The sequence below is a fragment of the uncultured Methanobrevibacter sp. genome, assembly GCF_902801725.1.
In the GTDB taxonomy this organism is placed as follows: domain Archaea; phylum Methanobacteriota; class Methanobacteria; order Methanobacteriales; family Methanobacteriaceae; genus Methanocatella.
The window spans coordinates 24,201-48,860 of sequence record NZ_CADCJB010000014.1 but is presented as its reverse complement, the minus strand read 5'-3'; the positions used below and the strand labels follow the sequence as shown (position 1 = coordinate 48,860).

21 protein-coding genes are annotated in these 24,660 nt (G+C 35.1%); 8 read left to right on the top strand and 13 right to left on the bottom strand.

Features of this window, described 5'->3' with window-relative positions:
- From QZV68_RS04335 to cfbD, 5 genes are all read right to left on the bottom strand, one after another.
- A partial coding sequence (locus tag QZV68_RS04335) for an Ig-like domain repeat protein (RefSeq protein WP_296878951.1) occupies positions 1–3,244 on the bottom strand: 3,244 nt, incomplete at its 3' end.
- A 1,528-nt stretch (positions 3,245–4,772) separates the two neighbouring features.
- A complete protein-coding gene (locus tag QZV68_RS04330; protein WP_296878949.1) occupies positions 4,773–5,213 on the bottom strand; it encodes a hypothetical protein in 441 nt (146 codons plus the stop codon).
- Positions 5,214–5,264: 51 nt separating this feature from the next.
- Positions 5,265–6,629, bottom strand: coding sequence for an AIR synthase-related protein (locus QZV68_RS04325; protein WP_296878947.1), 1,365 nt, complete (start codon positions 6,627–6,629; stop codon positions 5,265–5,267).
- A 2-nt stretch (positions 6,630–6,631) separates the two neighbouring features.
- Positions 6,632–7,228: an imidazole glycerol phosphate synthase subunit HisH gene (hisH, locus tag QZV68_RS04320; RefSeq protein WP_296878945.1), complete on the bottom strand. Its 597-nt coding sequence runs from the start codon at positions 7,226–7,228 to the stop codon at positions 6,632–6,634.
- Positions 7,225–8,226, bottom strand: coding sequence for a Ni-sirohydrochlorin a,c-diamide reductive cyclase catalytic subunit (gene cfbD / locus QZV68_RS04315; RefSeq protein WP_296878953.1), 1,002 nt, complete (start codon positions 8,224–8,226; stop codon positions 7,225–7,227). Before cfbD ends, hisH begins: the two co-directional genes overlap by 4 nt.
- A gap of 76 nt (positions 8,227–8,302) precedes the next feature.
- On the opposite strand from cfbD, the gene QZV68_RS04310 reads away from it, so the two are divergent.
- Entirely contained in the window at positions 8,303–8,701 is a 399-nt protein-coding gene (locus tag QZV68_RS04310) for a C-GCAxxG-C-C family protein (protein WP_296878943.1), read from the top strand.
- Positions 8,702–8,714: 13 nt separating this feature from the next.
- Here the strand turns inward: QZV68_RS04310 and QZV68_RS04305 are convergent, their stop codons facing one another.
- Complete coding sequence (locus tag QZV68_RS04305; RefSeq protein WP_296878941.1) at positions 8,715–10,076, bottom strand: MATE family efflux transporter; 1,362 nt, start codon at positions 10,074–10,076, stop codon at positions 8,715–8,717.
- A 122-nt stretch (positions 10,077–10,198) separates the two neighbouring features.
- On the opposite strand from QZV68_RS04305, the gene QZV68_RS04300 reads away from it, so the two are divergent.
- Positions 10,199–11,212 carry a hypothetical protein gene (locus QZV68_RS04300; RefSeq protein ID WP_296878939.1) on the top strand — a complete coding sequence of 338 codons (1,014 nt, stop codon included), beginning with the start codon at positions 10,199–10,201 and terminating at the stop codon, positions 11,210–11,212.
- Between the two features lie 27 nt (positions 11,213–11,239).
- Here QZV68_RS04300 and QZV68_RS04295 read toward each other — a convergent pair whose 3' ends face one another.
- From QZV68_RS04295 to QZV68_RS04280, 4 genes are read right to left on the bottom strand one after another with little or no spacing between them, the layout of a single operon-like run.
- Entirely contained in the window at positions 11,240–12,253 is a 1,014-nt protein-coding gene (locus QZV68_RS04295) for an SLC13 family permease (RefSeq protein WP_296878938.1), read from the bottom strand.
- A gap of 20 nt (positions 12,254–12,273) precedes the next feature.
- Positions 12,274–12,588 (bottom strand): TIGR04076 family protein, encoded by a 315-nt coding sequence (locus QZV68_RS04290; protein ID WP_296878936.1) that lies wholly within the window; start codon positions 12,586–12,588, stop codon positions 12,274–12,276.
- The gene (locus QZV68_RS04285; RefSeq protein ID WP_296878934.1) at positions 12,585–13,145 is read right to left on the bottom strand and encodes a DUF6434 domain-containing protein; all 561 of its coding nucleotides are present in this window, start codon (positions 13,143–13,145) and stop codon (positions 12,585–12,587) included. Before QZV68_RS04285 ends, QZV68_RS04290 begins: the two co-directional genes overlap by 4 nt.
- Positions 13,146–13,175: 30 nt before the next feature.
- Positions 13,176–14,366 carry a redox-regulated ATPase YchF gene (locus tag QZV68_RS04280; protein WP_296878932.1) on the bottom strand — a complete coding sequence of 397 codons (1,191 nt, stop codon included), beginning with the start codon at positions 14,364–14,366 and terminating at the stop codon, positions 13,176–13,178.
- A gap of 79 nt (positions 14,367–14,445) precedes the next feature.
- On the opposite strand from QZV68_RS04280, the gene QZV68_RS04275 reads away from it, so the two are divergent.
- Complete coding sequence (locus QZV68_RS04275) at positions 14,446–15,315, top strand: metallophosphoesterase (RefSeq protein ID WP_296878930.1); 870 nt, start codon at positions 14,446–14,448, stop codon at positions 15,313–15,315.
- Positions 15,312–17,438 carry a phage holin family protein gene (locus QZV68_RS04270; RefSeq protein WP_296878928.1) on the top strand — a complete coding sequence of 709 codons (2,127 nt, stop codon included), beginning with the start codon at positions 15,312–15,314 and terminating at the stop codon, positions 17,436–17,438. Before QZV68_RS04275 ends, QZV68_RS04270 begins: the two co-directional genes overlap by 4 nt.
- On the opposite strand, the gene QZV68_RS04265 is transcribed toward QZV68_RS04270, so the two are convergent.
- On the bottom strand, positions 17,435–18,289 hold the full coding sequence (locus QZV68_RS04265) for a hypothetical protein (protein WP_296878926.1): 855 nt from the start codon (positions 18,287–18,289) through the stop codon (positions 17,435–17,437). The two genes, QZV68_RS04270 and QZV68_RS04265, sit on opposite strands and share 4 nt — an antisense overlap.
- Positions 18,286–19,074: a protein-ADP-ribose hydrolase gene (locus QZV68_RS04260; RefSeq protein ID WP_363136944.1), complete on the bottom strand. Its 789-nt coding sequence runs from the start codon at positions 19,072–19,074 to the stop codon at positions 18,286–18,288. The genes QZV68_RS04265 and QZV68_RS04260 overlap by 4 nt, the downstream gene beginning before the upstream one ends.
- Positions 19,075–19,195: 121 nt before the next feature.
- Here QZV68_RS04260 and QZV68_RS04255 point away from each other — a divergent pair, with 121 nt between their 5' ends.
- The 4 genes from QZV68_RS04255 (at position 19,196) to QZV68_RS04240 (ending at position 23,382) form a co-directional block, all read left to right on the top strand.
- Positions 19,196–19,573: a helix-turn-helix domain-containing protein gene (locus QZV68_RS04255; RefSeq protein ID WP_296878922.1), complete on the top strand. Its 378-nt coding sequence runs from the start codon at positions 19,196–19,198 to the stop codon at positions 19,571–19,573.
- Between the two features lies 1 nt (position 19,574).
- Positions 19,575–20,213: a cobalt-precorrin-7 (C(5))-methyltransferase gene (locus QZV68_RS04250; RefSeq protein ID WP_296878920.1), complete on the top strand. Its 639-nt coding sequence runs from the start codon at positions 19,575–19,577 to the stop codon at positions 20,211–20,213.
- 126 nt (positions 20,214–20,339) lie between these two features.
- A complete protein-coding gene (locus QZV68_RS04245) occupies positions 20,340–23,201 on the top strand; it encodes an Ig-like domain-containing protein (RefSeq protein ID WP_296878918.1) in 2,862 nt (953 codons plus the stop codon).
- Position 23,202: 1 nt separating this feature from the next.
- Positions 23,203–23,382 (top strand): hypothetical protein, encoded by a 180-nt coding sequence (locus QZV68_RS04240; protein ID WP_296878917.1) that lies wholly within the window; start codon positions 23,203–23,205, stop codon positions 23,380–23,382.
- A 43-nt stretch (positions 23,383–23,425) separates the two neighbouring features.
- Here QZV68_RS04240 and QZV68_RS04235 read toward each other — a convergent pair whose 3' ends face one another.
- A complete protein-coding gene (locus QZV68_RS04235) occupies positions 23,426–24,439 on the bottom strand; it encodes an ArsA family ATPase (protein ID WP_296878915.1) in 1,014 nt (337 codons plus the stop codon).
- Positions 24,440–24,660 lie beyond the last annotated feature (221 nt).

Sequence of the window (24,660 nt, the reverse complement as noted above, 5' to 3'; positions counted from 1 at the left end):
CAGCATCCTTACCAGAAACAACATCAGTCAAATTACTAATCTCAGCATCCTTACCAGAAACAACATCAGTCAAATTACTAATCTCAGCATCCTTACCAGCTACAACATCAGTAAGATTACTAATCTCAGCATCCTTACCAGCTACAGTCTGATTAAGCTCATCAAGATCTTCTTTCAATTGAGTAGCATTAGCCTGAGCATCGACCAATTGACCAGAAACATTATCAAGATTATCCTTCAATTGAGTAGCATTAGCCTGTGCTTCTTCTAATTGTTCTTTTAACTCAGTAATGATTTTAGGTTCAGATACTTTTACATCAGCAGTAGTTGTTGCTTCATTGTATATGTCATCACCAAAGAATTTGACATTTGCTGTATAGTTTCCTTCAGGTAATCCTTCAAGAGTTATGATTGCTTTACCATTGTTAATGTCACCGTAGAATTTTTTACCTTCAACGTCAACTAAAACTATTCCTGAGTTAATATTTGGGATTGTTACTTCGATTGTTGAGGCATTTCCTTCTTCGAATGTTGTTTGGTTTGCAGTTATTGAAATTTCGGCTTTGGAGATTGTGAACTCTTTGGTTGCACTGTCACTTTCATAGTTTTTATCACCAGAATAGATAACATCAACTACATAATCTCCAGGTGCATTATTTAAATTAATAGTAATAGTTTCATTTGCAGAATCATCTTTAACTTTTTTACCATTAACTTTAATAACAACTTCACCAGTAGCATCAGATGGTAATTTAACTGTTAATGTTGGATTGTCTTTAGTTGTAATGTTTTGTGTAGGTTCAACAGTTACATTCATTAATGGAGTTGTTTTAATAATTGTAATTGTTGCAGATTTTGTAATGTTATTGTGGTTTTCATCTACGTTTGTAGTTACATTTAAAGTGTATTTACCAACATCTAACAGCGGTAATGTTATATTATCTCCAGATACATCAGTTACTGGAATTTCATTGTTGTTTTCATCTGTTAAAGTTGCAATAAGGTTTCCAGTTGAGTTTACGGTTACTGCATTGATGACTGCTTCGGTTGCATAAGCGAATTCTTTATCAAAAATTTCTAATGTTGAATCTGCTTTGTTAATGGTTAAATTACATGTTTCAGTTACCCATTCATAATTATCAGCGTCAACAACGGTTGTTACTTCTAAAGTATATTCACCTGCAGGTAAAGTATCTAAAGTTATAATGCTTGAGGCGCTTGAAGTGGTAGCAACTTCATCATCATCCTTGTTTAAAACACTAACAGTTACCCCATTTGCATTGGTTATGTTAAATGGAATTGCAATGACCTCACCATAGGTAAATGCTGCATTTTCAATTTCAATGATTGAATCAGCTTTGCCAACAGTTATACTGTCAATTACTTCATTTGAGGTATATTTATCACTACCTCCATATGTAACATTTATTGGATAAGTGATTGCTTTTAAGTTAGTGAAGTTGAATGTCATTGTTGTGTTAGCATCTGAGTTTCTTGTTTCATTTCCGAATTTAACAATGACTGTACCATTAACATCATCTGGTAATGTGATGTTGATAGTTGCAGTATCTCCGACTTTAACATTACTGGAAGGAATAACTTCAAACTTATAGTCAGAAACTTTAGATACAGTTAAAGTAGTTGTGCCAATTCCATATAAGTTATTTTCATTTAATGTGATGTTAATGTTATATGTTCCTGCTTTTAGCCTATCTGGAATAGTGAAATTAAATGAATCAGTGCCATTAATCTTCACACTATAAGAATATAATTTATCTGTAGCATTACTGACTACAATAGTAACATTACTATTAATTGCCTGAGATAGATTAACTGTTATGTTTTGATCATCACCATAATTAATGTTAGCTTCTTTAGCAGTGATATTTACAGTGTAAAATTCTAAAGGAATATCTTGATTATGTAAACTAGCTGTTATCTTATGATGGTTTGAAGCAGAATTTTTATAAATAGTTTCAAAAGTACCATTTACTAAAGTAACTGTTGAATTTACAAATTCCCCGCCATTTTCTGACTCTAAATGAACAGTCATTGGCTGGAAGTTTTCCATTCCATCTTGATTATCAGTGCCATTCCAAGTTAACTTACCAATAATCTCATATTGGTTATCGCCCAAATACTTTACAACAAAATTAGTTTTATTAAATACTGCATATCGTGAAACTGGGAAACTATACTCATTATACAAACTTCCATCTTCATGAAAAACACGTTGTGTTTTTACTAAAAAAATAGTAATCCCCTCATTATGACCAAACCAAATATTATTTAATGTTATTATATTAAATGGCATTGTATATGTATTAGACAAAGTTGTGTCTAATGTATTGAATATACAATTTTCAAAAAATACACTAATATTATTCGAAATTTCAAAATATAGGAAACCCTCAGATTTTTCGAAATAACAACTTATAAATTTAGAATTATATAGATTAGAATACCTAAACAAGGCTTTTGAACCCATGTTTTCAAATGAACAATTATTATATATTCCAAAATTATTTTCACCTCCATAAAATGGGAAAAAATAAGCTGTTTTTGGAAGTTTATTTGCATTATAATAAAAATTATAAGTAATTTCACTATAATCAAAAATTAAGTTTGAAAATGTAAAATTTGCATTAGATGAGGTTAATGAAAATGCTTCAGCATTACCTCCTTTTTCAGTATTAAAATAATTTTTTATGATGACAGGACCATTTAAACCAACAATATTTAAATTATTTGTATTGAATGTTAATGGAGTATAAATACCAGATTCCATACCATCACCTAGACGATATTCACCTCCAAAAACATAAATTGTTACATTATCTTCACCATTAACATCATCACAAGCTGCTTTAAAGGTAGTGAATGGATTATCCTTAGAACCGTCACCCCCCGCAGTAGTGTTAGTATGGCCCACATAAATGGTTTTAACCGTGCCTATAGTAAGAATTTCCCCATTTTGGGCACTAAGTTGATTATTTTCATTAATTGAATTAATATCGTCTAATTGGGACTGTCCGCTAATTCCATTATTGTTTTCTTGAGCGTTCAATGCAGAATTTTCATTATCCACACCAACCGCATTTTCACCATTACTTACTGAAATAGAATCATCCATACCAGTTGTTAAATTATCTACAGCATTATCAGACGCTGCGCTAACAGCACTAACACCACACAACAACACCATAAATAATGCGAATATTATTAAAAAGTTTTTAAATTTCATGATTAAGACCACCCCTTAACAGTGCGGGCCCATGAAAATAAAGTACCCTTGCATTCGACATGCAGTTTAAAGCAACTATTTTTGTTTAATCGAACAATACATCCCTATTTTAAAAATATAAATGATTGAACGAAGAATTTATTAAAATTCAATATCTTTAAACCAATTTTAGATAAATTAGAGCCAAATTAAATTCCTCTAAAATGTATCATTCGATTAAACACAAAATTCATTGAATTTTAATAGAGTATATTTAAATTAATTACATTTTAAAAAATACCAATGTAATTTAAATATAACATTTATTAGTTTAAATCAACTCATATTTAAAGATATTCATCCAAATTTGAAAAATAGACCTTATTACTGCATATTATCTAAAACTGAAATTGGGGGGGGCAAATTTAAATTGAAGTAAAATTAACCAGTTATAGATGATTTAAAAGAAAATAACAGAAATAAAAAATTGAAAATTTCAAGATGAAATTTTCCACAAAACAGGCAAAACAATCTCCGATTTTAATTTTACAAATAAAATTAAAATAAAATATTTAATAAAGAATCAAATTACAAGCAAATTGTTATTTAACTAATTGTATACTCATTTATTCAAATTCCAACTTATTTTTTGGTGTAACATTTTATTTACATATTTAAAACATATTTTTAGAGGATTTTTTAATCTTTCGAATGGATATCAACATCAACGGACATGTTTTTAATGTTTAAAATATTTCACATTATGTTATGATAAAAAAACATGATGTAAAACAACATGTTAAGTTCGTTTTACAGTAATAATATCCATTTTTATGATATGCTTACCCATCCAAATGCTTTTAGAAATCCATAACATATGGCATTATTCATTTTAGTGATTTAGCATAAAGCACGAATGAAAACTCTCAGAGAAAATATGAATTTGACTCTTCAGACAGCAAATCTTCATATTGGACATCCATTGCAAAAATCTGCTTGATAGGGCAAAGGAATATTACTTCATCCATTTTACAGGTTATGCTCACTGCGGATGCACGAAAGCTACATTAACAGGTTAATGGCCAACAATATGTAGTAAAAAATAAGAGATAGCAAGCACCATATTTTCAGCAGCAAGAATGTCTATTCCTCCAATTGATTGGAGTGTTTTTAATTGAATTCTCTTTCCAGTTCATAAAAACACCAGCAGAGATAATTATTACAATAGTGTTTTAGAATTGAATATCCTGTTTTAAAACTATTTATAAGTTCTTATTTTTAAAAATAAAGATTGTTTTTAGAATAAAAACAAAGAGAAAAAAATAATAAAAAAATTTTTTTAATATTTTTAATGAATAATTAAAATTGTTTTTAAATTTATAGTAACGTATCGCCATATTCCCCTTAGTAACTTCAAAATCAACATAAACTACTTCAGAGACTGCCCCATCAATAGCACTATATTAAACCGCTGCTTCAACAAATATAACCTACCGAACACCAATACCAAGAATTTTAGGAATTCGCAACTTCCACAAGTTAAGGTAGGTCAATTCCATACCGATAATGTATAAGAATACTCACCATATGTCCTAATAGCTACAGATACATCATCTGCATTTGAATAATCTCCTGAACTGGCCAATACCTTATCATCCAAAACGTTTGTTTCACTGAATCTATAATTTTCAATATTTAAAGCCGAAAATTTCTTTTTAGATAACTCGGAAACTTCCTCAACCGATTCCTTTGAATTCTTATTGCTTTTCAAAATCCCGGAAATATCTCCCAAAAAAGTCCTGTCGGTAAAATTAATTTTTCCTCCGAGAATCTCCATTATGTCCTGAGCGCTTTTAGAATCTTTGATTTCACTTGAATAATCAGGATCTGGTGTAAAAATTGCATGATTAAAAATTACAAACACAAACAGAAGCAAACTAACAGCCAATATGGCATCGATAATAAAAAAATTTCCCTTTTCATCCAACATGAATAAGAATTGTAGATTGGACTAAATAAAAAATAGTAAAGTGTGAAAAAATTAATTTTCACGAATGTGTTTTATCACTTTATCTTTTTTGGCAATTGCTGCATCTGAAGCCTCCTGAACTTTTCTTTTCATTTCTTCAAAGTCTTCAGGAGTTGTTTCACCAACAAGCTTTTTGATTTTTGTATATGCCGCTTCTCTGAATAAAGGAACTAATTTTTCTTCAGTTGAATCCTCTTTAATTAAAATTGGTTCACCTGAATTGTTCACTTCACCTATTTCGGAAATTGCAACATCATATTTTGCAACTGCTTTTTTAATATCTCCGACAATTTCCGGAGGTGCAATAAGCATCAGTGAATCTGTTGAAACGCCTAACGGGTCAATGTTTAATGTTTCAAGCATGTTCAATACATTTGGAGCCACCATCTGCCTGATTTCCTTTTCATAAAATTCCAATCCGACACCAGTGGTATTGGATATTTCATGGGCATCCCCTCTAAGACCTCCGTTTGTCACGTCAGTCATTGCATGAATGTCCTTTACAAGGTCTGCTTCAAACAGGGCATGTGATGCCTGAACGAAGTTGACATTCATTGTATCCCATACAACATCGAAAAATCCGTTATATAATGCAGTGGTGGTTATTGTTCCGCCGCCAGAACCTTCAGTCAAAAGAATGATATCCCCTTCAGTCGCTCCTTTTCTTGCAGTAGGAGGATAATTGGAAACACCAACGCTTCCAACAGCGGAAACAAACCTGTCTCCTAAAACCATGTCTCCGCCAACGCGCAAGGTACTTCCGGCCACAATCGGAACGTCCACGAGTTCGGAAACTGCTGCAACACCTGCGGTAAAGTCGAATATCTTTGCAACATCCCCGTCATCTGCAAGGTGAACATCGCTTAATATTGCAACAGGGTCAGCTCCCATTACACAGACGTCCCTAAGTGTTGCCCTTGTTACATGAAAACCGCCTAAAAACGGATATTCACTTAATCTTGAGTGTATTCCATCAACGGCAGTAGTAATATAAACTTCATCGTTGTTGGCAGGTGCCTTGACAACCCCTCCGTCATCCTGTTCAGACGGATTGACCAGTGATGCAGTATTGGTGGATGAAACTATCTCTGCAATTTTTCTGTGGACAAAAAAGTCTCCTGCTCCGCGGGAACCTACTCCCATTTCACCCATCAAAACGTCAGCCTTGTTTACGTTGGCTATTTCCTTTAAAAACTCATCGTCACTTTCCTGCAATTTCAGGGTTGTGGAAACCTCATCGATTACTGCCTTTGCCATTTCAATAGAGTTTTCCTCTGAAATCTTTTTATATTCTCTTATTCTTACGGCCAAAATGTCAGCCAAATCATCATAAGTATAATCATCAATTCTAGCTCTTACAAATCCTTCAATATCCATAGTTATATCTCCAATTTAGTGAAATTCTTTAAAATCTTAAGTCCTGAAATACCGCTTTTCTCTGGATGGAACTGTGTTGAAAATAAGTTATTCTGGCTTAAGGACGCAACAACATCCCCACCATAATCACAAGTACCCGCAATGATATTTTCATCATCGGGAACAACATGATAAGAATGAACAAAATAAAAGTATTCCTTGTCAATACCTTCTAAAATAGGCGAATCATTACATACATTCAGCTGATTCCAGCCCATATGTGGGATTTTTACATCACCGCTTAACAATTCTGCATGGCCTTTAAAGAGGTTCAATCCTTCAACGCCAGGTGCCTCGTCACTTGAGCTCATCAGTACCTGCTGGCCAAGACAGATTCCTAAAAATGGCTTATCATCATTTACATGCTCATAAATAACATCTTCAAAAGGCTTTAAATTTTCCATTGCACTTCCGAATGCTCCAACACCCGGCAAAACCAGATAATCGCTATTCGCTATAATCTCCTTATCGTCAGAAATCTGATATTCTGCGCCTATTTTTTTAAAGCCGTTTGAAATGCTTTTCAGGTTTCCGCTTTTATAATCAATAATAGTTATCATTCGTCCAACCACCCAATAGCTGCTCTAATCATTCCTCCAAAGTCTGAAAATACAATTTCATCGGTTCCAAGTGTTTTTGAGTGTGCATCAAGTTCTGCAACAACATGTGTATATCCCAAATTCCTAAGGGGTTCGACAAGACGTGGCCCATCGGTTACTGCAACGGACTCCACATCAAACTCTTCAATTGGAAATGCATGAGGAACACCAAATACGACAATCAAATCCAAATCATCATCCTTCAGGTATTCTGCAGCAGCATCTGCAGTAATCGGATACTCATCAAGACCTCCTGTGATGAAATCCGGTTCAATATCAAGCTGATTTTTAATATTCATTGCATGCTGCCTGATTCTTGGAAGACCGATATTTTCATCCAAATTCGCCACAAAGACAGGTTTATTTTCTGGATTGATTTTCTTATAGTCAAAATTAATAATGTCTGCAAACAGATATGAGGTCTCTTTTTTAACGTTGAGAACAAAGGCGACCTTTTTGCCATCTTTCAGGAATTTGACAACGGTTTTTGCAACGGCCTCTTTTGAATCACCAAAGTTAGGCTTGATATATTTTCCCTGTGCCATTCCACGGGTTTTTTCAACTTCAGTAGCTTTTTCAAGCATTTCAATCTGTCTGTCAGATTCCTCACGGTCAATTACTCCTGCCTCAACAGCAACAGTGCATGGCAAATCTGCAGTTGCAATTGCTTCCTTTAAATCTTCACCGATTATCATACTGGCGCATGTTCCGGCAATTCCCATCAATTTTGGTTCAAATTCATCATAAGCTTCAGTCAATGTTTCAACCAATTTTTCACCGGCGCCGAGTATGAAATCATTTTCGGACATTCCTGTAGTCACTACACGAACCCCATCACCTTCCAAAAGTCTGGCTGTTCTAAAACAGCATCCGGTAGGCCCGTGCATGATAATTACATCAACATTCATATCCCTTAACGTGTAAAGAGTAGCAGCAATCGGACTTGGTCTTGGATGTATAATTTTTATCACCTATCAATTTTTCAAATAAATATTTAAAATTCTTAATTAATATAATTAATTAGGAGATTGTTGTATGAAACTTGACAAAGAAATTTTAGAGGAAAAAATCAGAGAATACAGAACTTTCAAAAGCTGTTCCGAATCAACTTTAATGGGACTTTGTGAAACCGCTGAATATCCTATGAGTCAGGCTGAAATGTGCAAAATAGCTTGCGGATTTGCAGGCGGAATGGGGGGAACATTTGATGAAGGTACCTGCGGAGCCGTTACCGGCGCGCTGATAGCCAATGGCCTGATTAATGACGACACAGGAAAAATCAAAGCCAATGCTAAAGAAATCTTCAATACATTTAAAGAAGAGTACGGCACTGTTCGCTGTGACATAATCAGCAAAAACGGTGAAGACAAGTCCCCATGCGTGGACTGCTGCGTTTTCATTGCAAACAAGGTGGCCGACCTGTTGGATGAATAGAATCTTCATCCCCTTATATTAAAACTTTTTTTAATTTTTTAATTGTGTATCTTGCATAGGCAAAGTTCAATATGGATGCAATAATCCTACCTACGGCAAGACCAGTCCAGATACCTGTCAAACCCCAGCCGAACACAATTCCAAACAGATAAGTGAAGCTTACTGTAAAAATCAGTTCCCTTATAATTGTCCAGGCCAGACTTGTTGTTCCACGACCGATACCCTGATAAAAGAAGCTTGAAGGCATTCCAATTCCAACCAAAAGCAAACCGAATGATGCTATTCTTAGAAAGTTAGTAATTTCAGGAACTAAAGACGCAGTTTCAGGAGTATATGCGAAAAGCAATGACAGTTGAGGCGCAAAAATTACCAGAATCAATGTAATCATGACTGAAAAGGCCACTGCGAATTTGGTACCGTAAAGATGAGTTCTTGAAAGATAATCCCAGTTTCGAGCACCGTAAGCGCTTCCGCTGACCGCCGCAACCGCACTTGCAATAGCTGTCAGAGGCATTATTCCAAAAAGATACAGCCTTTGGCCTGAAGTAAATGCAGCAATACCGTATTCTCCGCCAACAGATGAAATGAACATCAAATAGAAGCTCATTGCAATTGACATCATAAACATGTCCAATGATGCAGGAATACCTACTTTTAAAATGTCTTTAGCTATTTTTGATTCAAACTTGAACTTTCTGAGATTAACATCAACATAAGTGTCCTTTTTTATTAAAATCCAATACATGATAACAACTGCAGAACCCAGAGAGCTGACTATGGTTGCAAGGGAAGCTCCTGCCGAACCCAAATTTAAAACATAAATGAAAATAGGATCAAGAACAATATTTAAAATAACTGAAACGATTATTGCATACATCGCCCTTTTCATGTCACCTTCACCACGCAGGATTCCGCTTCCTCCATTGGCAAACATGAATGCAAACAAACCTAAAAACAGTGGAGTTGCATATTTGATTGCTTCAGCCAGTGACTGGCCGCTTGCACCATAAGCCTTAAGCAAAGGTTCCTGAATAATAAGCAAAACCAAAGTCAATATTATTGAAGCTATTAAAAATATCAAAAGAGAATGCTGGGCAGATTTGCTGGCACGGTCACGGTCTCTGGCACCGACTGCGCGGGAAATACTGCTTGTTGCACCATTTCCAAGTCCAACACTGAACCCGTTCAAAATCATGAAAATAGGAGTTACAAAACCAATCCCCGCAATAGCCGCCTGACCCAATCCAGCAACCCATATACCGTCGACAATATTATATGATGCGGTCAAAAGCATGGATATCATTATAGGAATTGCCAACTTTCTAACAGCAATTTCCGGCTCTCCCCTCATCAGTTCAACATTTTCATTAGCCATAACATCAATCTCAAAAACTTAAACTATGTTAAAAATTATTGATTTCATCAGATATAATTATAATTATAAATTTAAATAAAAGAGCGAATAACATATTAACATAAACGTTTTATGTGAAAAATATGAATCGAAAAGATATTTTTTTCAAAGATATGGAAAGCTGCGAAGTTCCATTCAGCCACATTGAAGAGGGCATTACCGACCCAGCATTGAAAAAAATCGATGAAATTTATGGGGCTGCCGACATGCTGAGCATAGAAAATGCCATAAAGCATCAGCGCAACCTCTGGCTGCTTGCATTTTTTGGAACATCAATTACTTTTTTCTTTTTGATTTATGACGAAGCCGAAATACACTGGCTTATTTTCGCATGTGTAGTAATTATCTTTCTTTTATTTTATCTTAACAAAATGGCTCATAAAACCGATACTCATAGAAAATACGTTGAATATCGTGTTCTTGCCGAGACACTTAGAGTCCATTATTTTCTAACAATTGCTGGAATCAAAGACTACACAAGCATTATACTGCCATGGTTTACTAAAAAGGGTGCACCGTGGATTAATGAAATCCTATTGTCATTACCGCAAACCGATACAACTGAAAAAAGGGAAATTCTGGACTGCTGGATTATAGACCAGAAAGAATATCATAAAAGTGCGCTCATAAAGTCAACAAAAAATAATGAAAAGAACGACAAGTTTACCCAAAGAGCACTAATCATAACGCTTGCCACATATTTTATTGCACTGTTTTTTGAAATCTATATGATGACCAATGCATCCGGAGAAATAAATATTGATATTTTTGGTGCAGTTTTAAATGTGTTTCAGAGTGTAGGGGCAATGGTCGGCTATGACCAGGTCGACATGATCCGTTCCATCCTGAAAATTGTAATCGGAAGTATGTCCGCATTTACATTATTTGTCGGGAGTTACTACGGAAAGATGTCACTGGCAAATGAAATTGAAGACCACAGAAGGATGAGCATGCTGTATGAAAAAGCCGAAAATGAAGTTATGGAAAGGGGAGAAACCAATGACCTAATCATATCCCTTGCGCATGAATTCCTAATTGAAAACGGTATATGGTACGCTTATCAAAGCAAAAACATGCCTGATTTAACATTGGAATAGATTGGCACCATTCAGGACAAAACGGCATCATCCTAAAAAATAGACTCCTAAGAGAATAATCAGCAAAATTACGTTCAAAGCTGAAAACAAACAGAGATATTTGATTTTGAATTCCTTGTGCTCCCGAGCAAGTATTTTGTATGAAATCAGATTAGCCATCGACGCAATAAGAGTTCCCAAACCGCCAATGTTGATTCCAACAATGATGGCAGCATAATTATTGCTGAAACCGCTAAGCAACATTGCGGCAGGCACATTGGAAATGATTTGAGACAAACCGACACCGCAGAGAACCTCATTGCCAACAATCCACTTTCCAAAAAGTGAACTGAAAAAGGCGATATTTTCCAAATTTCCAATCAGAACAAAAAGGCAGATGAAAGTCAAAAGCAAATAATAATCAACACCAATAAAAACCCTTTTAAAGAAGTTTTCACGACTGACTTCAATCTTGCTTAATTGGGGCAAATCAATACTATCCTTTGGAACGAAAACTGACAATACCGCCAAAAACACAAGCGAAACAAGGATATATGGAAAGAGAATCATGAAAAACAATTCGAAAGGAATGTCGGCGGCTGTATACAATACGATATTGTGAGGGGCTCCAATAGGAAGAACCATACATCCCACATTAGCGGCAATAGTTTGCAGAGATACTGCAAATATTATCAGATCATCCCTTCCAACTTTTTTTAGTGCCAAAATGCAAAACGGCACAAAAATAATAAGAGAAACATCATTTGTGATGAAAATTGAACTAAAAAAACAAGTAAAAACCAAAAACAAAACAAGATGACGGGTATCCGCTATCTTAACCAATAATTTGCGAACCAGTATCTCAAAAACAGCAAGATTTTTTAAAATTTCCACAACAATCATTATCGCCAAAAGCAATATGATAGTATCCCAGTTGATGTAATTGAAATAATCCATATTCACAGGGACAAAAAAACAGGAGATGACTGCCAATATTAATGAAATGAAAAATATCGCTTCATTTCTCAAAAGATTGAAAATATCATGTGTTAATCTGTCCATGAAAACAATCATCCCTAAGATTATTCCGCTTCCTCATCCATTGTCTCCAAAAGAAAGCTGACGGGTCTGAAACCATCATTGCATGATATCATGGCAGATTGCTTGTTTTTCATCCATCCGTCATAAAAATCACTGGCTCCATTGGCCAATGCCATTACAAATGGTGAAAGACTCTCCCATGCACTGTCACAGAAGTTTTCCGGTTTTGCCCAACCATTTGCTATGAAAACCTGTCCTTCTTCAACATCGCATTCATGTTCCAGAGGATTTTCATATTTGTCAATTAAATCATCATGCCTGACTTTTCTCATGACTGTAATCTTTACTTTTTTCATAATAATGCCTCCAAATCGCTTTTTTCATATTTGTTATGGCCTTTTATAGACTTTTTGTATTTCCAACATCTGATTGCATCATCCAGAGATTTATCATCATTATCTTCAAAAAAATCCCTTATGTATTGATTGTATTGAAATTGCTTATCAATTTTTGTTTTTTCACCGGAGTTTTGAATTTCATGATATGCATCTATTGCTTCGCGATATGTTTTTTCGGGATTGGATTTCAACCATTTTTGAAATTTAACTTTGAATTTAAATCCCTTGCCTATTTCATTTTCAAAAAATACTCTTTTATCCTCACTGCACTTAAAATTTTCACCCAATCTGGAGTCTAAAGTAATTTCAGATGAGGAATAGTTTGAAGTCTGTTTTGAAGTGGGTTCACTTAATGCTTCACCCGTTGACAGATAGTGAATAATTCTATTTTCCAATTCCTGTTTAGATCCGCTTACTTTTAAACCTTCAGACCTGCAGAAATCCTTCAGTTCTTCCTTTAAAAAATAGTATTCCCCAAATTCTTCGGGATTTAAATCTTTAGTTAATTTAACCATAAAAATCTAAAATAAAAAAAAGTAGAGGAGTTAACCTCTTGTTACAATGCTGATAATGTCTCCATCCTTCAGCTCATAATCACTGGCCACGCGCATATTTTTGCGGGCATCCACAGCATGCATGAATTTATCTCCAATGTCAGTGTGTACAATGTAAGCCAATTCACGCGGAGTCGCACCGTTAGGAACCAGAAATCCATCAGGCAATACGTTGCCCTTCTGGTCAGTGTATTTGTGCTCATCTGAAACAGGATATACGACAATTCTGTCAAGCAGTTCAAAAACGGCATAATTCAGCGCATCCTGAACACCAGTGCTACCATAAACATCCAAAATATTGGTTTGAATATACTCCAAACCTTTACGTTGAGGCTCAGACAATTCTTCGGGTTTCAAGATTTCAAAATGGTCTTCACCAGACATATAACTAATCAGTCCGCCTTCAGCCGCCTTTACAAGTGCAAGTTCAGACCCTGCTGAAGTTGGAATCACATTAGGATATTTTTCCTTAATCCTTTTGATATTTTCAGCAGAAGTAGGCAAATCAGCCTTGTTTGCAATAATCATCATTGGTTTTGCAATGTGTAAAATGTTACGGGTAAGTTCAATCAAATCCTCTTCTTCCCATTTATTGTAATCAGGTTCTATTGTTCTTTTAGCTTCAATAATGTCTTCAACAGCTATCCCTGTTCCTGACAACTGGTCATATAATACCTTTGAAATGTCCAAGTGTTCGGCTCCAACTTTCCTTATGAGCCTGACCCAGTTTTTGGATAAGATTCCATACATCCACATTACAATTTCATTTTCCAAAAATTCCAAGTCATCCAACGGGTCATGACTTCCCGGGTCAACAGGGTTTCCTTCCAAATCAGTTGAACCTGAAGCATCAATAACATTTATAAATACTTTAGCTTGCATCAATTCATCTAAAAACTTATTACCTAATCCCTTTCCTTCATGTGCTCCAGGAACAAGTCCTGCAACGTCAATCATTTCAATTGGAAGCAATCTTTTTCCATCAACACATATAGAATTGTGAGGATTGCATGTAACGCCAAGTTCTTTACATGGACAATCTTTAATTACATGAGCAACAGCTTTATTCGCATCAATTGTTGTAAATGGATAGTTTGCCATTTCTACGCCAGATGCTGTTGCTGAATTGAAAAAAGATGATTTTCCAACATTCGGTTTTCCACAAACTGCAATTTGAAGCATAATAATCACTTAATCATTAATAACATCTAAATATATGTTTTTAAAATTATAAATAGTTTCAGAAATCATAATAATATCTATGAAAGACGATGAGATAGACAAGCCCCAAGCCATGAAAATTCGTCAAGGCATTCAGGATGCAATTACATATACATTACCTGACAAGAAGTTCGATCCAAAAAATATCGAAGTTGTTGAAGTTGATATTGAATTGGACAACATAGGTTGGGATTTTAACAATTATAAGATTTTAAACCTTTGCGATATTCATTTAGGTCAATGGGTCAATCCAGAATATCTAGACAGTTTAGTGGATTATGTCAATACTCTGAACTATGACCTGATAACACTGACTGGAGACTATGTTTCATACATTATTGAAGGCTATGACGATGCTTTAAAAGATTCCTTTAAAAAGCTGAAGGCGCCTGACGGCAAATTTGGAGTTTTGGGAAATCATGACCATTGGATGGGCTCTTCAATCATAAGAGACATATTCAAAGAATCTGATATTGTCGATTTGAGCAATGACGTTGTCATACTAGAAAGAGGTGATGAAAAAGTAAATCTTGCAGGCGTCGACAGCTGTACAGTCTGTGCAGATAACCTGGACAAGGTTTTATCCAAACTTGAAAATGACATTTCAACAATTCTTCTGGCACATGAACCGGATTTTGCAAAGGAATCATCACAAACAGGCAGGATTGATTTGCAAATTTCAGGCCATTCACACGGCGGCCAATTCATCATTCCCGGAGTTGAAACCACTCCATTCAGAGGTCCGAACTCAACAAAATACCCAGTCGGACTTTATAAAGTTGGAGAAATGACACAATACACAAGCAAAGGTCTTGGAACAAATTCATTCAGAATAAGAATTAACTGCAAACCGGAAATTACAATCATTACTTTAAAAACCAAAAATAAACAGAAAATTGAGATAGAATGATTAAAAACAAAATCATTTCATATTCAAAAACATTAATAACAGCATCTATCCTGTTGCTGACCAATGTGATGGCAATATATTTGGTGGATTTTATTAGTGATGACTTTAATGTCGGCTTTTGGTATAATGCAATAATCCTCGTGGTAGCAGTAGCAGTTGTAAATTCACTGCTATGGCCAATTTTTCAAAGGTTTTTAATGAAATTCATCATTTTTACATTGGGCATTGCAACAATTTTCATAAACTGTCTTACATTTTATATCGCAGCCCATTTCATTCCGGGAGTTCATGTCGGTTTTTATGGTGCATTTCAGGTCCCAATCGTAATGGGAATAGCTACAACATTCATTACAAACATTACAAACACCAATTACTTTAACAGCTACATGAAAAATATCCTGAAATATGCCCTAAAAGGGAAAACTTCCTATAAAAAAATATATCCTGGAGTCATAATGCTTGAAATTGACGGACTGTCAATCAATACACTAAAAAAAGCCATGGCCAAAGGAATGATGCCCACATTGAAACAATGGCTTGATGAGAAAACTCATACCCTTGCAGAATGGGAAACGGATTTATCATCCCAAACAGGAGCCAGCCAGGCAGGAATTCTTCATGGAAACAATGAAAATATTGTTGCATACAGATGGGTTGAAAAAGAGAACAACAATCGTATAATCGTTTCAGGAAGACTGAGCGATGCTCCAAAAATTGAAGAAACAATAAGCGACGGTAACGGATTGCTTAAGGATGGAATCAGCATTGCCAACATGTTTTCAGGAGACAGCTCCAATTCAACATTAACATCATCAAAATTAGAAGGGCTAAAAAGAATATACAATAAAAGTTTACATAATGTCTTTTTGGATGCCTACAACTTCCCCAGAATATTTTTTCTGTTTTTATGGGACATCATTTTAGAGTTAAAATCGCAAATAATCCATAAAATAAAAAACATACGTCCCCGCCTCAGAAGAACCATTGTTTATGCTGCAGTTAGGGCCGGAGCTAATGTTGTGCTAAGGGAAGCCACAACCGAAGTATTGACAGGTGAAATCTTAACAGGAAACATTGACACCGCATATGCCACATTCATGGGTTACGATGAAATAGCACATCATTCAGGAGTTGAGGACAATGACGTCTGGGGAGCATTGAAGCAAATTGACCTGCAGATTCAAAGAATCAAATCCGCAATTGAAATGAGCGAAAGGAATTACAAATTAGTTATCTTATCAGACCACGGACAGAGCAATGGGGCAACATTCAAGCAAAGATATGGAATCACATTAGGGGATTATGTTAGAAGACTGCTTCCAGAAGATTTAAAAACATTTGAAAATGAATACACCATCGACCACTTCAGGGATGCGGTTATTCCTGAAAACAGACAGATCAGAACCATCAAGGAAAAGGTAGTAAATATACGCGATGACTTGTTTGACGAGGCAGGATTCCTGCAGAACATGAGAAATGAAATTGAAAGCAAAAAGCCCCCAATAATCTTTGAAAATGAACAATACCTCAAACTGCAAAAAAGGTATTCAAACAGTTTGGATTACATCAAAGGATATGAAAGTGTTGAACATACAACAAAAAAGGTTAAAGATTCGGAATTGATTGTTTTAGGCTCTGGAAATCTCGGACTGATCTATTTGACCCAATGGAAAGATCGTCTGAATTATGAAGAGATAGTCCTTTTGTTTCCAGATTTGATTCCGGGACTTGTCAAACATCCAGGAATTGGATTTTTACTTGTAAATTCAATGACAAATGGTGGAATGGTTATCGGCCAGGACGGAATTTATTATCTGGACACGGATAATGTTGTTGGACAGAATCCTCTTGAAAACTTTGGTAAAAATGCAGCAGCCCACTTAAAAAGGCAAAACGGATTTGAAAACATGCCGGACATTATGGTAAACAGCTTTTATGATTCTGAAAATGACGAAGTCTGTGCATTTGAAGAGTTGATTGGAAGCCATGGAGGGCTTGGAGGCAATCAGACAAAACCATTTATAGCCTACCCTTCCGAATGGAAAAATCCTGGTGAATTAATCGGTGCAGAATCAATTTATAAATTCTTAAAAAATGAGATAGAAAATCTGAAAGACATCTAACTCCTTGAAAGCCAATAATCAAATATTTCAGAAATCTCCTCATCAAAACCTATTGTCTTATCCTTGTTTTCAGGTATTGACTGAGGGTAATCCCTATTCAATCTTATTAATGTGACATTCTTATTATTATAAGTCATCTGTTCAAACGGATATCTGATGATTGTTGGAGTATTGAATCCAACCCCCAATTCCAAAAATACCAAGTTTTTTTCCTCATCAATATCGTTAAGGAATTCATAATATCTTTTATTCATCTCATGCCATTTTTCATCTTCGACAAAGAAATTATCCTTCCTTACATTTATTTCCATATTTCCCCCACATACAGGACATACTGGAACAAGCTCAGTTGGAATTTTGCAATCCTCTGTTTTTTCAATAGCTTCAAATATGAACTCCTCATTTGAGTATAACTTATCATGACATGCCTTTTCACACTGCATCAATCCGTAATCACCCTGCGTTGCAAAAATTCGCTCATCATCAAATCCATTAATCCAGAACTGATGCTCGACATTTGTCGTCAATACGAAATACTCCTTATCTTTGACCAATTCCAGCAATTGCCCATATAGCTTGGTTTTACCGACCGCATATCTATTTACATAAACATGACGTGCCCAATGAGCCCATTTTTCTTCCTGAGTTTCATATGGATAGAATGTAGCCGAATACATGTCGCTTACGCCATACTTTTCAATGAAATCCTTGAAATTATCATCAAAGCGTTTTCCGAAATATTCCAATCCTGCAGCAGCTGAAAATCCTGCACCCGCCCCAATAAGTACATAATCAGCATTATTAATAGCTTCAGCAGCCTTATTCAACCTAATATAAAAACGGTCCATCATTCACTACCCCACAGCAAGTCCCTATAAATCAAATAATCATCATCACCAAACACATTAAAAATTACAAGATCCAAACTGCAGTCCTCATTTGAATTTAAATAATCCTCAACTGTTTCAATGGCTATTTCTGCAGCAAGACGTTGTGGAAAATTAAACAAACCTGTTGAAATACAGCAAAATGCCAAAGATTCCAACTTATTTGCATCTGCAAGTTCCAAACAAGACCTATAACAACTGGCCAAATCTTCACAATCTTTTTTAGAAGGCTTAAATCCCTGAGGAATTGCAGGACCTACAGTGTGAATCACATATTCTGAAGGCAGATTATATGCATCTGTGATTTTGGCCCTTCCAACCTTTTCATCCTCTGATTGACTTTCCATTATCCTGTTGCATTCAAGCCTCAGCTGAATTCCTGCTGCAGAATGAATTACATTGTCAATGCACTTATGCATAGGTATGAAACAGCCAAGCAGCTTCGAATTTGCAGCATTAACAATTCCATCTACCTTCAATGTAACTATATCACCCTGCCAAAGCGCAATTTTACCCTTAACCTCCGTGATATCTTCCGGAGAAGTTAATCTTTTATTTGAATTTTCATGAGTCAGATAATCATCCTGAACTTTTAAAAAATCCCGAGATATTTGAGACGGCAATCTAATGTTCATCAATGAGCGGAACAAGTCCTTTTTAGATTGAATATCCTTTGGAATATCAATCAGCTCATTCCTTTCATCAATCAAATAATTAATTAAAAAATCTAATTGCTCTTCCGTATTAATTTTAATTCCTCCAAAATATAATCTAATTTTGCTATTTAAATGATTTTTGTAACCGAAATGCAACCGGGTTACCCGAAAGTAACCTGCAAAAATTAAATAACATTTAAACAAATTAAATAATATGAACGGGAAAAATATTGTCTGCCCAGTTGATAAAACCTTAAATTTAATCAACAAAAAATGGAGCATACAAATCATAAGAGATATGTTTTTTGGAAAAAAGCATTTCAAAGAATTTAAAGAGGATAATCCGAAATTAAGCAACAAAGTTTTATCAAACTGTTTAAAGGAATTAGAGGAAAACGGTTTGATTAAAAAAGAAGTTTTAAATACCACCCCCGTTACAACAGAATATTATCTGACAGAATATGGCAGGTCGATGAACAGAATTGTCTATGAGCTGGCCATGTTTACGCTGCACGATGAAGACAGCTATTCTGATGAAACAAGAGAAGAATTAAAGAAAACGTTCAAAGAAACTTTAGAAATTGATGATTAAAATGACCGGAAAAATATTTATTGTTGGAATAGGTCCAGGTTCAAGCGAATATTTAACAAAAAAGGCGATTGATACAGTTAAGACTAGCGATTACACCGTCGGAAGTACAAGAGCTATCGAACTATTTGATGATGTCAACAACAAGATAGCTTTCAATGTTAAGGAACTGCTGGACAAACTTGAAGAGGGAGTTCAGCTTGCCTGCAATGGAAATACAGTATCCATTCTGTCAACAGGAGATCCCGGTTTTTCAGGAGTTCTTAATACAGTCTTGAGAATATCTGATGAAAAGGGATTCAGCAAAGAAAATATTGAAGTGATTCCTGGAATCAGTTCGCTTCAGCTTGCCGCTGCCAGAAACCACATTCAGTGGGACAATGCCAATGTCATGACATTTCATGGAAGGGAGAATATTGAAGAAATCCTACCGGTCATAAACAACGGAAAGACAACAATTGCTCTTCCATCACGAAAAGTGAAGGATATGGCCCAATTTCTGCTTGACAACGGCGTTGACGAAAACAGGAAAGTTGTAGTTTGTGAAAGGTTAAGCTATCCCGACGAAAGAATTGTTGAGTCAACCCTGAAAGATATTGCCCAAAGCGAATTTACATATATGTGCATTATGATAATTAAATAGAACAATTTAGGCTTAAAAACCATTTTAAAAGTCATTTACTATTTATTTTAAATATTAAAGCATTTATATTTCAGATATCATACTTTGATTGTTGATTTTGAAAAAATTAACATCAAGGTAGATACTATGAAAAGAAAGATAAACACGATTTTTCTCATTTTCCTATTTATTTTTTTAATTTCTGCAGTCAGCGCAGCCAATAGTGAAAATGAAACAGCAATGAAAATTCAACAAAGCGATTCAAATCAGGATTTGTATGGAATCGATGTTGAAACTGACATGGAAAAACTGAATGTCGAAAATACGCTTAGCGGAGACGTGAAAACTTCAAGTGCCGCTAAGAAAAAGACCTCCCTGACAGCACCTGACGTAAAAATGTATTATAAGGACGGAAGCAGATTTACGACAACTTTGAAATATGGCAAAAAAGCGATTCAGAATGGAAAGATTCAAATCAAAATTAATGGGCAGACATTTACAAAAACAACGGATGCAAACGGGAAAGCATGGATAAACCTCAACTACAACAGCGGAAATTATATTGTCCTAAGCACATATGCCGGAAACAGTGAATTTGAGCCAAACAGTGCAAAAAGTACCGTTACCATTAAAAGCACCATAAAATGCAGTGATTTAACAAAATACTACAAAAATACCGCAGCATATCATTCCACATTCTATGACAAGAAAGGAAAGCTATTGAAGAATACTGCCGTAAAGTTTAAGTTGAACAACCGAGAGTATTCAGTAAAGACAAATTCCAAAGGCATTGCCAAGCTAAACATTAATTTAAATCCTGGAAAATACAGCATAATTTCAATGAATTTAAAGACTTCCGAATCGGTTTCAAAAAGCATCACCATAAGATCATTAATTGAAACCAGAGATTTGACAATGCAGAAGGGCGACGGAAGCAAATTCAGCGTTAAAATTTTAAACAGCAACGGAAAGGCATCACCAAACAAGAAAGTAATACTGAAAGTCACTGGAAAAAGCTATACAAAAACTACAGATAAAAATGGAATAGCTACACTCCCAATTGGACTGGAAGTTGGAAAATACAGCATAATAACCGAATACGATGGACTTAAAACAACAAACCAAATAACAGTCAACAAGGCAATAAAACACAGTGGATTTACACACTCAATAAAAATTCCCAACTACGTTAACGTGACAGTCCCATACGTGTTTCACAATTCGATATATTCCATCAGAACCGGAACAGACGGTCTAATCAAAATGCCAAAAAACCAGTACTTCGTAATTCAAATCAATGCCAAAGCATATAAATTTACTACAGGCCAGCTGAATTTGAATGATGCCATCAATATCGGATACAAATATCATCTGGTTCCCTTTGACAACAGTGCAGTTAAAAGCGACATAAACAAAAACAACTTAAAGGGAAATGGAATAATGATATACGACAGCGGAAGCCACACCCAAATCGACTACAGGGACACAACAAGTGACAATGTAGAGCTTTTTGGAATCTATGCCGATAAGGGAATTGACGGATTTGAAACACTAACCTATACAAAAAACAATAAAATAACCGCAAAGATAAACTTTCAAGCACTTTCCTTTGATGAAATGGGCCTGAAATACAGTCTGGCAAAATTCTACGGAAAAACAATTTACAACATAAATTACAACGACATAGTGAAAGATAGCGTAAAATTTGCAAACACAAAAAAGCCAGTGACATTCAGTATGTTTGGAAGTTATATGGTAGGATATATCTCAAAGGAAGATATAATAACATCATTTACAATCAACAGCAAAGAGGAACTTGAAAAAACAGAAACAATCAGCTATGGACTTGGTGAAAACTACCAAAAAAACTATGGCTTTGAAGTTCTGCAAGCATACACAATAATCAATGAACGTATAACACAAAAAATCCTTGAAAATTGGGTCAATGCAAATTCAAAATATATAAACAAATTGGGAATTATGAACCTATATGGAATGCATTTAGCATCACTGGAAACAGGCTGGCTTGCAGATGAATTGGCCAACAAATATGCAAAAGAATTCAGCGTGAGCTGGAATCGTGACCACACAGTAACAATATTAGGCGGAATAAATCTTGATGATACTTATCTGCATATTTTGAATGCCGATATGGGAATGGACATCAAAGGAACCGAAAAAAATGTTGTTCTGTTCAGACTACTGAATTCGCTATACTTGCCTAATGTGGAGGACTATTGCCTTAAAAATGTCGCAGGACGATATAAATCCACCACCACAAATTCACTAGACAACGTGCTTAATGCAATTTCAAAAAACAGATTCAGCATAATGCAGCTGGGCGAAATGCTTTATATTTTCAGTGAAGACAATGCAAAATCTGCAATTGCCCTCAATACAACCAGCGGAATATCCAATGTTATCGTAAACCATGCCAATGCAACATATAAAGGATCAGCCATAACAACCTGCAAGGACTGCTGCAGCGTTGGAACAATTCCACGAGACATACTTTCAGGAATTAAAGATACGATAAACAAGGTCAATAAAATAGTGGAATTTTTAACAAATAATTCCAAACCTTTAAGCCATATCGTCTATATCGGAACCAAACTGATTTTGGATAAGACATTGAGCGGTGCGCCGGCGGCATGCTTGGGACTGTTTTCAACAATGACAATTATTCAAAACATTGGAACAACCTTTAGAAACGAAGTTTTGAACAAAAATGAATGGCATAAAGCAATGGACACATGTACGTTTACAAGACCTGGATATCTTCAGGGAAAGAAAGTCTACAACATACCCAACAAAAATGGAGGTTATGACTATATTGAAGTAAAAATAAACAAGAACCTGACCTTAAACAGGAATAATGCAATATATATTAGCAACGGAAAAACCAAAAAATTAACCAAGGAAGAAACATACAAGTACTTCAATGACGAATACTGCACACCAATAAGCATGCCTACAAAATACTGGGATAAAAGTTGGAAAGGAGGTTAAAATGGGATTAATCGATTCATTCAAAAAAGAAAGTACAATACTGAAAATTTTAGATGTAGCATTAATCATTTCATTGATTTATGAAATAGTAACCTTCAAAGGCATCATCATTTGCACAACAATATTTGGATTAATGGCAATAGTAAGATTCTGCGAATGGTTTTTTAAAAAAGAAGAATGATAAAAAGTTAAAATATTAATTTATTTTAACTTATTTAATTTTTTTACAAGACGATAGCTTCCTGAGCGACTTCGTCGTTGTCTTCCCCATCATAGAGGATATGGGCAAGGTTCAGTAATTTTTCCTGGCCTTTCACTTCATCCTTGAATAACGGAATTTCAGCAATGTGCTGATTTGGGAATTTTTGATCAATTAAAGCTAAACGTTTTTGCTGCAATTTATGTCTGGAGTGGCAGAAATCACAGTCACAGATATCAGGCATTACCTGATTTACAATAACACTGTCTACAGTAATGTCATGTTTGCCCAAAGCTTCAAGAGCTCTTTCTGATTCATAAATAGACATTTCTTCAGGAATAATAACCATTTTAAATGTGGTTCTATCAGGATCTGACAATACTTCTTTAGCCCTGTCAATTTGCTCTTTGGTTCTTTTCAAGTCTTCTGAAGTTTGAGGGTCATCGACAGCATCCATAAACGGCATGATTTTTTTAAGTGCATTTGTTGCAGAACCCAATTTCGCTTTAAGCATCATCATTTTACCCACCCATGAATCCATTACTTCAGGGAAGGACAATAACCTTAAAGTGTGTCCGGTTGGTGCTGTATCAAATACCACAACATCATATTCATCGGAATTCATTACAGCCATGAACATTTCAAAAGCTGCTGCCTCATCGGCCCCCGGTGAAGAAGATGCCATATCCAATTGGTCAGATAAAAAGTCCATGCCTAAAAGTCCTCCTGAATCGTCAGGGTTGGCTGCTTTTTGAGCTTCAAGCTGTGCCTGTTTTTGAGCCATTGCAACATCAGGGTCAATTTCGACTGCAAATAAATTTGTTTTGATTTCTCTTGGATAACTGCCAATTGGCACTTCGAGAGAATCAGATAATGAATGTGCAGGATCAGTTGATACAATTAAAGTTTTTTTACCTTGTTCTGCTAACCATAATGCAGTAGCAGAAGATACAGAAGTTTTTCCAACTCCACCTTTTCCACCAATGAAAATAAATGTTGTTTTATCCTTGTTAAATTTGAAATAATCTTTAAAAGCCATGTAAATTTACCTCCATAAATAAGTTACTTTTACAGCAAGTCCAAATTCCATGTGCTCACCGTTCATGTGACTTTTGGGAAGTGAAATCATGAAATTCGAAAGCATATGATTTTAATTAAACTTACTTTTAGTGCAAGTATTGATTTCAATATTCTTACTTTTTGTTACTAAATGATATTTAATATTTTATAGTATATAAAGTTAGTTATTATAAATTGAAT